This window comes from Pedobacter sp. GQ55, from assembly GCF_059758925.1.
On sequence record NZ_JCAXEI010000008.1, the window covers coordinates 102590 to 117186 of the forward strand.

At 37.8% G+C, this 14597-nt stretch carries 16 protein-coding genes; 7 read left to right on the forward strand and 9 right to left on the reverse strand.

Features of this window, described 5'->3' with window-relative positions:
- Positions 1-5 precede the first annotated feature (5 nt).
- From AC6CH7_RS19570 to AC6CH7_RS19595, 6 genes are all read left to right on the forward strand, one after another.
- Positions 6-1178 carry a glycosyltransferase family 4 protein gene (locus AC6CH7_RS19570; protein ID WP_498264326.1) on the forward strand — a complete coding sequence of 391 codons (1173 nt, stop codon included), beginning with the start codon at positions 6-8 and terminating at the stop codon, positions 1176-1178.
- Positions 1179-1247: 69 nt separating this feature from the next.
- Positions 1248-2267: a glycosyltransferase family 2 protein gene (locus AC6CH7_RS19575; RefSeq protein WP_498264327.1), complete on the forward strand. Its 1020-nt coding sequence runs from the start codon at positions 1248-1250 to the stop codon at positions 2265-2267.
- 54 nt (positions 2268-2321) lie between these two features.
- Complete coding sequence (locus AC6CH7_RS19580; protein ID WP_498264328.1) at positions 2322-3173, forward strand: alpha-1,2-fucosyltransferase; 852 nt, start codon at positions 2322-2324, stop codon at positions 3171-3173.
- A gap of 34 nt (positions 3174-3207) precedes the next feature.
- Positions 3208-4170 carry a glycosyltransferase family protein gene (locus AC6CH7_RS19585; RefSeq protein ID WP_498264329.1) on the forward strand — a complete coding sequence of 321 codons (963 nt, stop codon included), beginning with the start codon at positions 3208-3210 and terminating at the stop codon, positions 4168-4170.
- A 31-nt stretch (positions 4171-4201) separates the two neighbouring features.
- A complete protein-coding gene (locus tag AC6CH7_RS19590) occupies positions 4202-4930 on the forward strand; it encodes a DUF268 domain-containing protein (RefSeq protein ID WP_498264330.1) in 729 nt (242 codons plus the stop codon).
- Positions 4931-5035: 105 nt separating this feature from the next.
- Positions 5036-5176, forward strand: coding sequence for a helix-turn-helix transcriptional regulator (locus tag AC6CH7_RS19595; RefSeq protein WP_498264458.1), 141 nt, complete (start codon positions 5036-5038; stop codon positions 5174-5176).
- Positions 5177-5389: 213 nt separating this feature from the next.
- Here AC6CH7_RS19595 and infB read toward each other — a convergent pair whose 3' ends face one another.
- From infB to AC6CH7_RS19615, 4 genes are all read right to left on the reverse strand, one after another.
- Entirely contained in the window at positions 5390-8446 is a 3057-nt protein-coding gene (gene infB / locus AC6CH7_RS19600) for a translation initiation factor IF-2 (RefSeq protein WP_498264331.1), read from the reverse strand.
- An 83-nt stretch (positions 8447-8529) separates the two neighbouring features.
- On the reverse strand, positions 8530-9765 hold the full coding sequence (gene nusA / locus AC6CH7_RS19605; RefSeq protein ID WP_048907881.1) for a transcription termination factor NusA: 1236 nt from the start codon (positions 9763-9765) through the stop codon (positions 8530-8532).
- A 2-nt stretch (positions 9766-9767) separates the two neighbouring features.
- Positions 9768-10232, reverse strand: coding sequence for a ribosome assembly cofactor RimP (gene rimP / locus AC6CH7_RS19610; RefSeq protein ID WP_498264332.1), 465 nt, complete (start codon positions 10230-10232; stop codon positions 9768-9770).
- A gap of 254 nt (positions 10233-10486) precedes the next feature.
- Positions 10487-10921, reverse strand: a complete 435-nt coding sequence (locus AC6CH7_RS19615; protein WP_498264333.1) for a hypothetical protein — start codon at positions 10919-10921, stop codon at positions 10487-10489.
- A gap of 18 nt (positions 10922-10939) precedes the next feature.
- Between AC6CH7_RS19615 and AC6CH7_RS19620 the strand changes: the two genes are divergently transcribed.
- Entirely contained in the window at positions 10940-11287 is a 348-nt protein-coding gene (locus tag AC6CH7_RS19620; protein ID WP_498264334.1) for a phage holin family protein, read from the forward strand.
- A 74-nt stretch (positions 11288-11361) separates the two neighbouring features.
- On the opposite strand, the gene AC6CH7_RS19625 is transcribed toward AC6CH7_RS19620, so the two are convergent.
- The 5 genes from AC6CH7_RS19625 to panC form a co-directional block, all read right to left on the reverse strand.
- Positions 11362-11826, reverse strand: coding sequence for a pyrophosphohydrolase domain-containing protein (locus AC6CH7_RS19625; RefSeq protein WP_498264335.1), 465 nt, complete (start codon positions 11824-11826; stop codon positions 11362-11364).
- Positions 11827-11829: 3 nt separating this feature from the next.
- Positions 11830-12051, reverse strand: coding sequence for a hypothetical protein (locus tag AC6CH7_RS19630; protein ID WP_498264336.1), 222 nt, complete (start codon positions 12049-12051; stop codon positions 11830-11832).
- A 61-nt stretch (positions 12052-12112) separates the two neighbouring features.
- On the reverse strand, positions 12113-13252 hold the full coding sequence (locus tag AC6CH7_RS19635) for an acyl-CoA dehydrogenase (RefSeq protein ID WP_498264337.1): 1140 nt from the start codon (positions 13250-13252) through the stop codon (positions 12113-12115).
- A gap of 98 nt (positions 13253-13350) precedes the next feature.
- Entirely contained in the window at positions 13351-13701 is a 351-nt protein-coding gene (gene panD, locus AC6CH7_RS19640; protein WP_048907888.1) for an aspartate 1-decarboxylase, read from the reverse strand.
- A 45-nt stretch (positions 13702-13746) separates the two neighbouring features.
- Entirely contained in the window at positions 13747-14586 is an 840-nt protein-coding gene (gene panC / locus AC6CH7_RS19645) for a pantoate--beta-alanine ligase (protein WP_498264338.1), read from the reverse strand.
- Between the last annotated feature and the right edge of the window lie 11 nt (positions 14587-14597).

Consider the following 14597-nt stretch of genomic DNA (forward strand, 5'->3'; position numbering starts at 1 on the left):
TTATTATGCTTAAAAAGATTAAAAGATTTGCAGAAAATATTACTGCTTTATCCAGATATTCTAACATAAAAACACAACTTTCAAAGAAAAGAGATATTTACTTTTTCTTTCCCTCCTGGTCTTTTGGAGGTGCAGAGCGTGTCCATGTGGATATAATGAATCTCTTTAATGACCCTAAACCACTTTGTTTTATTACCGACAGGTCTATAACTAACGGATTCCAAGAAGAATTTGAAGCTGCAGCCGATGTCATCGAATTAGGCAGATGGGCTGAAAAAAAAGAACTTAAACAACACTTATCCAAAAAAATAGCTAAAGCTATAAACGCGCAGAAAAGCCCTATAGTTTCTGGGTGGTGCAGTAGATTTATGTATGACCTGGTTCCTCTTTTAGAACCTCACGTTCAGGTAATAGATATTATGCATAATTTTACCGATGACGACAAAGGAATAGAATGGTACAGCATCCCTCATGTACCTAGAATAAACAAAAGAATAGTGGTAGGAAACGTGCTTATTCAACAATTTAAAGAATTGTACCGACTAAATAATGTCCCAGATAAGTATTTAGAAAGATTAACAGTTATTCAGAATAAAATTGCTTTTAACGGTTTTTTTCCTGCGAAAGATTATGACGGCGTATTGCAGATCCTTTTTGTTGCCCGGAACAGCCCTGAGAAAAGGCCAAATGTGCTGATCAGGATTGCAGAAATCTGTTACCAATTAAATCTTCCAGTTGAATTTAAAATTATAGGTGACTTTAAAGCAGGAGAAATAGCTGCTCCACAAAACTCACTCATCATTGGGGAAGTCCACGATAAAAACATCTTGAATAACTATTACAAGGAAGCACATCTATTACTGCTTACCTCACACAGAGAAAGCTGGGGACTTGTTGTTTTTGAAGGGATGAACATGGGTGTTGTCCCAATATCAACGAATGTGGGCGAGCTTTCAAATTATATTTCCGCAAAAAAAGAAAATGGAATTCTGGTTGAAAATCTCGATAACGTAGAGGATCTTGCAATGTTATTTGTTAAAGAACTAGAGGTTTTCGTCAAAAACAGAGCGCGCTTAAAGAATTTTAGTAACAACGCTTTTAATACTATAAAGCAACTTTCTGATGAATGTGATTTTGATGAGGCCTACAAAAGGGAATTGTCTGTAGTGCCTAAATGATATCCTTTTTACATAATTATCAGTCATAATCCTAATCTCTCTCACTCATCAACATTATCTTTGTTCAGCATGAAGCCAAAAATAACCGTTTTTATGGCTGCCTACAACGCAGCAAATTATATAAGGGAGTCCATTCAAAGCATTTTAGATCAAACTTTTAAAAACTTTGAATTATTGATCGTGAATGATGGTTCTACAGACGAAACGGTTAACATCATAAGCAATTTCAAAGATCCCAGGATTAGGTTAGTTCACAATGCTAAAAACCGAGGCTTAACATATACGAGGAATGTTGTTCTGAATGAAGCTAGGGGTGAGTACATTGCTATATTAGATAGTGATGATGTTGCCATACATAACCGCTTAGAACTTCAATACAACTTCTTTCAGGAACATCCGGATTTTGCACTATGTGGCGGACATGGTTCTGTTATTGACGAGGTTGGTACCCCAGTGGTTGATAACCGATTTACTGTTCCTATCGACCCCGCTAAAATAAAAATGACGCTGCTCTTTCAAAATACGTTTATCAATTCAACGGTAATGTATAAAACTGCCGTATTAAAAGAGTTAAACGGGTACAATGACTATGCACCGGCAGAGGATTATGAACTATTTATACGAATTTCAGACAAATACCCCGTAGGTAACTTAGATTCCATTCTGGTAAAATACAGAATTCATGGCAGCAATACTTCCATAGTACAATCGGAACTCGGCCGAATAAAAGTTCGTTCAATCAAAGAAAAACAGCTAACTAAGCTCCAAATAAGTCCCGACAAAAAATTAACCGATGCATTTTTCAGTATATTAGAATGGGATTACAGTACCCCTAATTTCGCAGACTATCTTTCTTTATTCACTAAATTAAAGGCAGCAAACAGCTCTTTAAATAAATATCCTGAAATACCCTTTGAAATGATGTTGTTTAACTACTGGTTTGAAATAATTTATATAAAAAAAGCTAAGATGAATGCACTCCCGTTATTATTTAATAAGAATATTTTTAAATGGTCTTATGTGAGTTTCCGTCAGCTTAGAAAAGCATTTAAGCTCTCAATCAAAGGAATAGGCCAATTATCTACATAAAAATGGCAGTGCCTGTACCAAACATTCCCTGTTTTACTAAACATTAATCAATTCATGAAAATTATCAGATTTCTAGGCGGTTTAGGCAATCAAATGTTTCAATATACCCTATATAAGTCTTTACAAAGTAAATTCCCCAATGTTAAAGCAGATTTGCAAGGTTATAACGACTACCCATTACACAATGGGTTTGAATTAGAGAATATCTTTGGTTTGAAAATAAACAAGATCTCATCATTTACGAGTAATTTATATTATAATAAAAAATGGATTTATAGTAAACTTAGGAGAACACTCGGTCTTAAGAATACTTATATAGAAGAAAAAACACTCTTTTCATTCGACGAATCTATTCTGAATAATCCAAGAACGGCATATTATTGGGGGTACTGGCAAAATTTTAAATATTTCGAGGATATTGCCGGTGAAATAAAAAGCGATTTCCAATTTACATCCCCTCTTTCTAAAGAAAACCAACAAATTTTAGATCAGGTTAAGCTCAAGAATAGCGTTTCCATTCACATCAGAAGGGGAGACTACCTAAAAGACCCACTTCTTGGTGGATTATGTGGCCCCGAATATTATAAACAAGCGATCAGCTACATCCAATCCAATTTAACTTCTCCAAGTTTCTTTATTTTCTCTGATGACATCCTTTGGTGTACAGAAAATCTAAACCTTGATGATTGTATCTTTATCTCTTGGAATAAAAAATTGTCTAGCTATATTGACATGCAATTAATGAGTGCCTGCAAGCATAATATTATTGCCAATAGTAGTTTTAGCTGGTGGGCAGCTTGGCTTAATCCAAACCCAGATAAGATTGTCATCGGTCCTAAAAAATGGGTAAATCACAACGATCCGCATGTCCAGATGTCATTTCCGGAAAACTGGATCAGCTTGTAGTTGTTTTTCTCTAAATATCAACCAAATACATTTAATGAAAAAAATTGCTTACATCTATCAAACAAACAACAAATGGAGTTACGCGGCTAAAACTGTGGCTAATGGTTTTAAAAATGCCTTTATAGATCGTGGTGACTCCTTTAGATTCTTTGACATAAGTAAGCTACAAAATTCATTTTGGCCAGCAGAAAAGCTCAAACTCATCACTTTTAGTCCTGATATTATATTCACTTCAGTGGATAATATTCCTTATCTACCCTTAAATAGGCTCAAATCTACGGCTCTTGTTCTTTGGGGATCGTTCTATTCACCTTGTGATTATGAGCCACAGATTGACACAATACTTAAAAAAACCAAACAGATCTTAAATAAATTCAGTTCAAAACACAATATATTGATTTGGTCTCAACATGACGAACTGATTAATGAAAGATTTTTTTCAGGTTATCAAAAAGAATTGGGTTTAAAGGTTATTCAACTGCTCCATTGCGCAGACAAAACAAAATATACAAAACCATTATCAGCCCCAGAGTTCGACTTTTTATGGGTTGGCAACATTGGTCACCGCCTCACAACATACAAGTCATTTATAGAGCCTTTAAAAAAGGAATTCGGTAATTACCTTGAATATACAGAGCATAATATGACCAATCCTGAAACGATTGAAAGCGGGCAATTGTATAGCCGCTCATTTATCACTCCAAATGTTCATACAGAAGCCCAAATTAAAAATAAAATATTACTTAACGAACGTGTTTTTACCTCAACTATGCTTGGTGGATTCCAAATTTGCGATAACTTGCTCGCCAGGAAATATTTTAATGAAGATGAATTGGTAATTGCAACCCAGCCTGATGATTTTATTGAAAAAGCACATTACTATATGACTCATCCGGACGACAGAATAAAGATGATCAAAGAGATGCAGCGCAATATCTTAAAAAATCATACGTATTTTAACCGGGTTGAAGCAATCTTAAAAGCGCTCAAAAATTAATACACAAAATGTCTCTATAATAACATAGATAATGTTTAAAAAACAGCGTGCTAGATTAAAAAAGAAAAGAACTTTCAATAGACAGTTTGAACAGTTAAAAAAACAGGAACAGTCGACCGTAAAAAGATTCGCTTTAGATAAATCTTTACAATCACCTTATTTAGATGAAGCAACTGCAACAACTGGTTTCGACCGACATTACGTTTACCACCCTGCCTGGGCCACCAGAATTATAAAACAAATAAATCCTCCCAGACATATTGATATTTCCTCAACTTTACATTTTTGTTCTATACTCTCCGCGTTTGTACCTGTAGACTTTTATGATTACAGGCCTGCAAATTTAGTTTTAAATAACCTTAACTCGCTTGCCGGAGACTTACTGAATCTGCCTTTCGAATCCAATTCAATTGAATCGATTTCTTGCATGCACACCGTAGAGCATGTCGGACTTGGCAGATATGGTGATCCCATGGATTATGATGGTGACATAAAAGCAATAAACGAACTCAAAAGGGTACTTGCACCTAATGGGACACTGCTATTTGTCGTTCCAATAGGTGCAACGGATAAAATATACTTTAATGCCCACCGCGTATACAGCAAGGAGCACGTTTTAAAACTGTTTACGGAGCTGGAACTGCAGGAGTTTGCACTTATCCCCGAAGACGAAAAGGATGGCGGCTTAGTGGTTAATCCAGATACTATGCTATTAGAAAAACAAGTTTATGGCTGCGGTTGCTTTTGGTTCAAAAAATAAATAATTAGTCGAGTCGTAAGGTCATCACCCATTTGTACTGTCAACAGCTCTGAATCTTTACAAATACATCACTGTGAAAAATAAACATGTATAAACTTATTAGGTATCAGTAGAATTTCCTATCGGAAGTGGGAAAACAATGAAGTTGACTTTTCACCATCACAATTATTTAAGATTGCTGAAGTCTACGGCGTTACTGTCGCTGATATTATTTTTCATACTAGTATAAAGCAGTTAAAAAGTTAATTACATAATCTAATTTTTTATCGGGAGGCCAATTAGGGTCGGTACAGATATGCAATTGACATTGTGTATTTTAACGAAAAAGACCAATCTAGTTAGGAGCAAAGTGGCTATCGAATCCTTTCCCAACCCATAATAAAAACTGGCAGGGAATGCTTCTAAAACGCAAAAAAGGCGCCCTGTTCGGAGCGCCTTAGTATATCTAATATAAAAGACTTACAACTTCCTTTTCACTTCAACTTGTTCGTAAGCTTCAACAATATCGCCGACTTCAATGTTATTAAAGTTCTGGATGTTCAATCCGCATTCGTAACCTCTGGATACCTCTTTAACATCATCTTTATAACGTTTCAATGAAGCTAATTCACCTGTGTAAATTACCACACCATCTCTAACGATACGGATTTTGCTGTTACGTGTAATTGTACCATCTAACACCATACATCCGGCAATTGTACCCACCTTAGTAATTTTAAAGGTATCTCTGATCTCAACGTTAGCAGTGATCTTCTCTTCAAATTCAGGCGCCAACATACCTTCCATCGCAGCCTTGATCTCATTGATCGCATCGTAGATGATAGAATACAAGCGGATATCTATCTGCTCAGCCTCTGCCAGTTTACGCGCACCTGATGATGGGCGAACCTGGAAACCTATAATGATCGCATCAGAAGCAGAAGCTAACAACACGTCAGATTCAGAAATCTGACCTACCGCTTTACTTATGATATTGATTTGAATCTCTTCAGTAGAAAGTTTCAGTAATGAATCGGATAATGCTTCAATTGAACCATCCACATCACCTTTAACAATCAGGTTAAGCTCTTTAAAGTTACCAATCGCTAAACGACGACCAATCTCATCAAGAGTAATGTGTTTCTGAGTACGAAGCCCCTGTTCACGCATCAACTGTAAACGTTTGTTTGCAATTTCTCTTGCTTCAACTTCACTTTCAAGCGCATTGAATTTATCCCCTGCCGTAGGTGCGCCTTGCATACCCAATACCTGAACTGGTACTGATGGGCCTGCTTTATCTACTTTTTGTCCACGTTCGTTAAATAACGCTTTTACACGTCCGCTATAACTACCTGCCAAAATCGGATCACCTATTTTCAATGTACCTGCCTGTACAAGAACCGTTGTAACAATACCACGTCCTTTGTCCAAAGTAGCCTCAATTACGCTACCTGTTGCACGTTTATTAGGATTAGCTTTCAAGTCTAACAATTCAGCCTCTAATAAAACCTTCTCTAATAGCAAGTCTACATTTAAACCGCTTTTACCAGATATCTCTTGCGACTGGAAGTTTCCACCCCAATCCTCAACAAGAATATTCATTATTGATAATTGCTCACGTATCTTATCTGAGTTTGCACCCGGTTTGTCAATTTTTGTAAAGGCAAACACTAATGGTACACCAGCAGCCTGCGCATGGTTGATAGCTTCTTTTGTTTGAGGCATCACAGCGTCATCCGCTGCTACAACAATAATTGCAATATCCGCTACCTTAGCACCACGTGCACGCATCGCTGTAAAGGCTTCGTGACCCGGTGTATCTAAGAAAGTAACTTGTTTACCTGTTGGTGTTGTTACCATATAAGCACCAATGTGTTGGGTAATACCACCCGCCTCACCAGCTACCACATTCGCTTTACGGATATAATCCAGTAGTGATGTTTTACCATGATCCACGTGTCCCATTATGGTAACAACAGGCGCTCTTGGTAATAAATCGTCTTCAGAATCTTCTTCTTCAATAACAATATCACTTTCATCATCTGGTTTAACGAATTGTATTTCGTAACCAAACTCATCAGCAACAATTGTTAAGGTTTCAGCATCCAAGCGTTGGTTGATAGATACAAACATTCCCAAACTCATACAAGTTGCGATAATCTTTGTAACCGGCTCATCCATCATTGTGGCCAATTCATTTGCCGTAACAAACTCAGTAACCTTTAAAACTCTAGACTGCAACTCTTGTTCCATTGCAGCTTCATCTGCTGAAAGGGCAACATCATCACGTTTTTGACGACGTAATTTAGCACGCTGAGCAAACTTACCAGATTTACCTGCTCCACTTAAACGAGCAAGTGTTGCTTTAATTTGATCTTGTATTTCTTTTTCCGTAGGTTCTTCTTTCGGACCGCTGTGACCACCTGGGCCTCCTGGTTTGCTGTTCCTAAAGTTAGGCCTGTTGGCTGTATTGTTTGTGTTATTTCTAAAATCCGGTCTGTTGCCAACTGGAGGTGCAGGTCTTTGTTGACCCGGTTGCCCCTGTTGTTGCACTGGCTGTCCACTTTGTTGATTACCGCTGGCAGGTTGGCCATGGCCGCCCTGTCCAGGATGTCCACCCGGAGTTTTTTTACGTTTACGTTTTCTTTTCGCATCAGCGCTATCGGCCGAAGATGCTACTGGTTGAGATTTACGATCAGGCGTAGTTGGTAAAACAATTTTACCAATGATATTCGGACCTGACAGTTTTACAGAGCGAGCTTTAATTACTTCCGTTTCTTCAGGTTTCTCAATCTTAGGTGTAGGAGGAGTGACAGGTACCACTTTAGGTGCCACTGGCTCTGGAGCTTTCACTACAGGTGGTTCTACAGCTTTAGGTTGTTCAACCACTTCTGGCTTAACCTCTTCTATAGGTTTTACACTTTCTTGTTTTACCTCTTCAACCGGTTTCTCAACTTTCTCAACCGGTTTTTCTTCTTTTACAACTTCCTTAGGTGCTTCCTCAGCAACAGGAGCTTTTGGCTCTGGTGCTGGAACAGGAGCAGGCGCAGGAGTTTCCTCCGCTTTAACCGGACGTGTTTTAGAATTTAAATCATCAAGATTTATTTTTCCAACTATTTTAACACCAGGTAAAGAGCCTTCTTCTGCTTTATCTGCAGGAGTTTCTGGCGCTGCCGGTTTAGCCGGAGCTTCTTCCTTAGGCTTCTCAGCTGGAGGAGTGTACGAATGAAGATTCTTGATTAAAACGCCTTCGTTTTCGAATTCAACATTTTTTCTAGGTGCCTCAGTAACTTTCTCAGTTACTTCAGGTTCATCACGACGAATTTTACCAATAACAATCTGATTGGCTTCTTCTTTTACGATTTTATCGCCCTGAAACTCTTTTAACAGCGCATTATACATGTCGCGAGAGAGCTTAGTAGTGGGTTTATTCTCAACAGAAAAGCCTTTCTTTTCCAGGAACTCAACGGCCGTAGCTATCCCTACGTTAAGTTCCTTAACTGCTTTAAATAAAATTATTGGTTTGTCGTCTGACATTGATATCCTATTTTTTCTTTAATTCTTATACAAAAGTAACGTTTATTCTTATTTATTTCATCTGTAGGTCATGAGTTTTTGTATTATTCAAATTCTGATTTCAAAATACTCATCACTTCCTTGATGGTTTCTTCCTCCAAATCGGTACGTTTAACCAATTCATCAACGGAAAGTGCTAACACACTTTTAGCAGTATCACATCCGATAGCTTTTAGCTCATCGATGATCCAGCTATCGATCTCATCCGAGAATTCTTCTATATCCACATCCTCATCTTCTTCACCAGCTTCACGGTATACATCTATTTCATAACCGGTTAATTTACCAGCAAGTTTAATGTTATGACCACCACGACCAATTGCCAATGAAACCTGATCAGGCTTTAAATACACTGAAGCATGTTTTGTTTCATCATCTAATTTAATAGATGTGATTTTTGCCGGGCTTAGCGCTCTGGTGATATATAATGAAATGTTATTGGTAAAGTTAATTACGTCAATGTTTTCATTTTTAAGCTCTCTAACGATACCATGTATGCGAGAACCTTTCATACCCACACAAGCTCCTACCGGATCAATTCTATCATCGTATGATTCTACAGCAACTTTAGCTCTTTCTCCTGGCTCACGAACAATTTTCTTAATGGTTATTAAACCATCAAAAATCTCAGGAACTTCGATCTCGAATAAGCGCTGTAAAAACTCAGGGGCAATTCTCGAAATGATAATTTTTGGAGTGCTGTTCACCATATCCACTTTAAGGATTACGGCACGAACGGTATCACCTTTTTTGAAATAATCAGCCGGGATCTGTTCAGTTTTAGGCATCATTAATTCGTTGCCTTCATCATCAAGAACCAGTGTTTCTTTTTTCCAAACCTGATAAACCTCTCCGGTTACAATCTCTCCAACCCTGTCTTTATATTTTTTAAAGATTTCATCTTTCTCAAGTTCTAATACTTTTGAAACAAGCGTTTGACGGGCTGCTAAAATAGCTCTTCTTCCGAAACTCTCTAAAGTGATCTGCTCAATGTAATCGTCGCCAACTTCCATATCCGGATCTAACTGCTTCACCTCAGCAAGTTCAATTTCTAAATCATCGTCCTCAGAAAAGCCATCTTCCATCACTTTTCTGGTACGCCAGATCTCTAAATCTCCGTTATCCGGGTTAACAATTACGTCACAATTCTCATCAGTACCATATTTTTTACGCAACATACTGCGAAATACCTCTTCCAGCACACTAATCACTGTAGGGCGGTCGATGTTCTTAAAGTCCTTGAACTCCTGAAATGAATCGATTAAATTAATATTGCTCATTCTTATTTAAATGAAATTAAAACCTTTGTTTCTGTTATACTCTTAAAGTCGATTCCGGTTTCTACCAGAATCGCCTTTTTTCCTTTTTCTTTCACTTTTGCTTCTATAGTGATGCCATTGTCATCTACAAAAAGCAATTTACCTTCTTTTATTTCGCCGCCAGCAAGCTTTACACTTAAATCGCGGCCAATGTTTTTATCGTATTGTCTTTTCAGTTTCAATGGCTCACCAACTCCGGGAGAGGAAACCTCTAAATTATAAGCTTTGTCAATGGTGTTTTCCTCTTCCAAATGGAAACCAACATGCCTGCTAATGGCTGCGCAATCCTGTATAGTGATTCCTTCATCGCCGTCAACATGAATAATCAGTTTATTATTTGGCAGCATTTTCACCTCAACAAGAAACAACTCCGGTCTGTCCGAAATTTTTTCTTCTACTAATTCTGTTACTCTTTTTTCTATCTGCATAACCAATTCACCGGTAATAGAAAAGAGGGGACTTTTGCCCCCTCTTACCTCTATTACCGTGCAAATGTAAGAAATATTTTTGCAAATTAAAAATGCTATAACACAATCACTTCTGTCTGTAAAAGAAAGCCCTTTTTACTTCTGTTCAACTTCTTCACAAGATTAACGTTTCTTCACACCTGTTACACATCTCCTTCACACAAAATCCACAAATAATTTTGTGAACTAAGTGTGTCTTATGTGAGCGGAAATTATTATCTGGTTAATAATTTCTGCAAAGGTTTTATGCTATAATTCACCTCGCCCTTCATAATATCTTCGGCATTGCCAAAGCGCGCATTCAAATATGTGATAATTAAATAATCCCTGCCCTTTACAAATGGTTCTTCAGGAACAAACACCACTTCCTCCCCAGTAATGCGTATTTGGCCCTTAACGGGCATTTCTTTTATGGCCGTATCTTTCTCAGATGGCGTTTGCAAAACCGAAATCATATCGTAAAAAACAGAGTCGGCAGATGGTGCATTTTTAAGTTGCAAAAGTCCGGGCTGATCGATATTACCAAACACAATAGATGAACTATCGGCCGAGAAACCTATTAAAAGTGGCTTACTATTTGTTGATGTACACGAACAAACAAATGAAATGGCACAAAATGCCATCAATATCCTAACAAAAAATTTAACCATAACACTAAATTAAGCTTTATGAAACTAATTGTCGAAATTTTATTAATGGGCCTTGCAGTATTTCTGGGGGCCAGAATTGTACCCGGGGTACAGGTAGATGGTTATGGATCTGCAATTATTGCAGCCGTATTAATTGCATTGGCAAATTCCACAATTGGCCTTATTTTACGCCTGTTTACATTCCCCATCAACTTCCTTACGTTAGGATTGATGTCGTTCGTTATCACTGTTTTAATGATATTATTGGTTGACTACCTGATGGCTGGATTTAATACTACCGGATTTTGGGCAGCAGCACTTTTAGCAATAGTAATTGCCTTGATCAAGGCTATATTTGGAGCAATTGCAGGCTCCGATAAAGATTAGATTCAATATTCCGTCATCTCTGCTATCATCGAGATGACGGAATATTCTATAGTCTCATGTCATGACCACATTCTCTAAAGAATGCTTTGAAGATCCGCAGGAGAGTAATTTATAGATTTCAATGTCTTGTTATCTTTAGTTCTGTACACTAAAAATAACGAATCTTCCTCTTTAAAATAGGAATCGCTATCATCCTTAGCTTTATAATGGGCTATTGTTTGATTTGCCTCTTCTTCAGACTTACATGCCTTACTCATATTTGAACGGTGTACTTCATCAAAGAGGTCTTTAAATTTATCGGCAAGTCCGAATTCTAAAATAGCACCGGCTAATACATACTGTATATCGCATAAAGCATCTGCTACCTCAACCAGATTATTCTCTTCAATGGCTTGCTGTAATTCCTTCACTTCTTCAACAAGCAGCGAAACTCTTAAATCACTTCTTTGTTTTGATGGAATAATGGGCGAATTTTCTATAGGATGCTTAAATGTTCTGTGAAATTCGGCTACCTGATTCAATGAGTTTGACTCTTTCATGCTTTAATATTGATTTATAATGTTTTTTTCTTTTACATGGTCGGCCAGTTCATACCCACTTTGCTCACTTTTATCTTCTAAAAATAGCAGGACTATTAATGAAATGATAGGAATAAGAAAGGAGATAAAAAACCAGAACCAAAACTTCCTGCCCATACTTTTCGCAAGTATCCCAGCCACAATCTGGGGAATCAACATAACGCATAAAAGGAGGATTTCGGGCATATTTCTTTGTTTTTACAAGCTATGATAAGCTTATAAAAACAAAGATAATAATTACGATTATTTAACGAATGATCTCTCTGGAGATTACCATTTTTTGAATTTCGGAAGTTCCTTCGTAAATCTGGGTGATCTTAGCGTCACGCATCAGTCGTTCAACATGATACTCTTTTACGAATCCGTAACCGCCGTGTATCTGAACCGCTTCTACTGTTACATCCATGGCTACTTTTGAAGCATAAAGCTTAGCCATTGAGCCGGCAAGTGTGTAGGACTGCCCCTGGTCTTTTAACCACGCTGCTTTATACACCAACATTCTTGCTGCTTCTATACTAGTAGCCATATCTGCCAACTTAAAGGCTATTGCCTGATGCTCTGCAATGGGTTTACCAAAAGATTTACGTTGTTTAGCATAGCTTAATGCCAACTCGTAAGCTCCTGCTGCAATGCCCAGGGCTTGTGCAGCAATACCAATTCGGCCGCCCTCCAGCGTTTTCATTGCAAACTTAAACCCAAATCCATCTTCACCAATTCTATTTTCTTTTGGCACTTTAACGTCGTTGAACATTAGAGAATGTGTATCAGAACCACGGATGCCCAATTTGTTTTCTTTTGGGCCAACCGTAAAACCTTCCATGCCTTTTTCTACTATAAATGCATTTATCCCTTTATGTTTTAACGCCTTATTTGTTTGTGCAATTACAAGATATGTTGAGGCTGTACCACCATTGGTAATCCAGTTCTTGGTGCCATTTAGCAGGTAATAATCGCCTTTATCTTCTGCGGTTGTTTGCTGCGATGTTGCATCAGAACCTGCTTCGGGCTCCGACAAACAAAAGGCTCCGATCTTTTCGCCGGATGCCAAAGGCTTTAAATATTTTTCTTTTTGGGTTTCCGAGCCGAACGCCTCTAAACCGTAACAGACCAAAGAGTTGTTTACAGAAACAACTACAGATGCTGATGCATCTACTTTAGACAGTTCCTCCATTACCAGTACGTATGAAACTGCATCCATACCGCTACCGTTGTATTTTTCTGAAACCATCATCCCTAAAAAGCCCAGCTCACCAAGCTTTTTTACTTGTTCTGCTGGAAATTTCTGGTGTTCATCTCTTTCAATAACTCCAGGCTTAAGCTCATTTTGTGCAAAATCCCTTGCAGCCTGCTGAATCATCAATTGTTCTTCACTTAGTTGAAATAGCATAATTATATATAATAATAAAATACGTATCGCCAAATTTAGTATTTCTCAACCAAATTACTATGGTAGCATAGTATTATTTTTTATAATGTAATTACAGCCTATTTCAGCAAATGGTTATTATCATCAGGGAAAACCAATATCGGGTGATATTTTTTCGCTTCTTCTATTGGTAAAGACCCGTAAGACATGATGATAAGAATATCACCCACCTGAACTTTACGGGCTGTAGCTCCATTTAAACAAACGGTTCCTGTTCCTCTTTCACCTTTTATTACATAGGTTTCGAAACGCTCACCGTTATTGTTGTTTACGATCTGCACTTTCTCGTTTGCAATAATTTGGGCAGCATCCATCAGATCTTCATCAATGGTAATACTTCCAACGTAATTCAGTTCTGCCTGTGTTACTTTAACACGGTGGATCTTCGATTTTAATATCTCGATAATCATAACGCAAAGTTAGATAAAGTTTCTGAATGAATGGTTTTCCGTTTTTCAGCTAAGTATCATATTATCGATAAGCCTTGTTTGCCCTACTTTGGCCGCTACAAGAGCTATAATATTCTGATCATTTTTGTTTGTTTCAGGAAGTAATGTTTTTCCATCTGCAATCGTAAAATAGTCAAGCTCTACCCCAGGTGTTTCTTCAATTAGCTGCCTGGCTTTTTCTAAAAGCTCAGGGATGCTTTTGCTCTTGAAATTTTCACTTACATAGGTAAGCGCCTTGCTTAATACCAACGCATTTTTTCTGTCTATAGCACTAAGGTGTATGTTTCTTGAACTCATGGCCAGTCCATCGTCTTCTCTTATAATCGGACAAGAAATGATTTGAACCGGAAGCTTGAAATAGGCAACCATGTTTTGGATCATCAACACCTGCTGGTAATCCTTTTGTCCAAAGAACGCAACGTCCGGACTTACAGCATCTAACAGCTTTTTTACAATTTGAGTTACTCCCTGGTAGTGCCCTTTTCTAAATTCACCTTCTAAAAGAAACTCTGCAGGGCCCAGATCAATATGCCATTTCTCTTCGGTAGGATACATTTCTTTCACCGAAGGCATAAATACCACATCACATCCGGCATCTTTAAGCATAGCCATATCATGCTCCAGCGGGCGCGGATATTTCTCTAAATCTTTAGGATCTGTAAATTGAGTAGGGTTCACAAATATGCTGCAAACCACTATATCGGCCTGCTTTTGAGCCATCTTTATTAATGACACATGACCCTTGTGCAGCGCACCCATAGTTGGCACTAAAGCAATTTTCTGCTGAGCCAACTTAATTGGGCTAAGCAACGACTTTAACGCCGCAATAGTATTTAATACTTCCAAACCAGCTTATA

Excerpts from the sequence above, each read along its gene's own strand:
- AC6CH7_RS19570 (WP_498264326.1), top strand. The coding sequence starts at position 6 with ATGCTTAAAAAGATTAAAAGATTTGCAGAAAATATTACTGCTTTATCC.
- AC6CH7_RS19575 (WP_498264327.1), top strand. The coding sequence starts at position 1,248 with ATGAAGCCAAAAATAACCGTTTTTATGGCTGCCTACAACGCAGCAAAT.
- AC6CH7_RS19580 (WP_498264328.1), top strand. The coding sequence starts at position 2,322 with ATGAAAATTATCAGATTTCTAGGCGGTTTAGGCAATCAAATGTTTCAA.
- AC6CH7_RS19585 (WP_498264329.1), top strand. The coding sequence starts at position 3,208 with ATGAAAAAAATTGCTTACATCTATCAAACAAACAACAAATGGAGTTAC.
- AC6CH7_RS19590 (WP_498264330.1), top strand. The coding sequence starts at position 4,202 with ATGTTTAAAAAACAGCGTGCTAGATTAAAAAAGAAAAGAACTTTCAAT.
- infB (WP_498264331.1), bottom strand. The coding sequence starts at position 8,446 with ATGTCAGACGACAAACCAATAATTTTATTTAAAGCAGTTAAGGAACTT.
- nusA (WP_048907881.1), bottom strand. The coding sequence starts at position 9,765 with ATGAGCAATATTAATTTAATCGATTCATTTCAGGAGTTCAAGGACTTT.
- rimP (WP_498264332.1), bottom strand. The coding sequence starts at position 10,232 with ATGCAGATAGAAAAAAGAGTAACAGAATTAGTAGAAGAAAAAATTTCG.
- AC6CH7_RS19615 (WP_498264333.1), bottom strand. The coding sequence starts at position 10,921 with ATGGTTAAATTTTTTGTTAGGATATTGATGGCATTTTGTGCCATTTCA.
- AC6CH7_RS19620 (WP_498264334.1), top strand. The coding sequence starts at position 10,940 with ATGAAACTAATTGTCGAAATTTTATTAATGGGCCTTGCAGTATTTCTG.
- AC6CH7_RS19625 (WP_498264335.1), bottom strand. The coding sequence starts at position 11,826 with ATGAAAGAGTCAAACTCATTGAATCAGGTAGCCGAATTTCACAGAACA.
- AC6CH7_RS19630 (WP_498264336.1), bottom strand. The coding sequence starts at position 12,051 with ATGCCCGAAATCCTCCTTTTATGCGTTATGTTGATTCCCCAGATTGTG.
- AC6CH7_RS19635 (WP_498264337.1), bottom strand. The coding sequence starts at position 13,252 with ATGCTATTTCAACTAAGTGAAGAACAATTGATGATTCAGCAGGCTGCA.
- panD (WP_048907888.1), bottom strand. The coding sequence starts at position 13,701 with ATGATTATCGAGATATTAAAATCGAAGATCCACCGTGTTAAAGTAACA.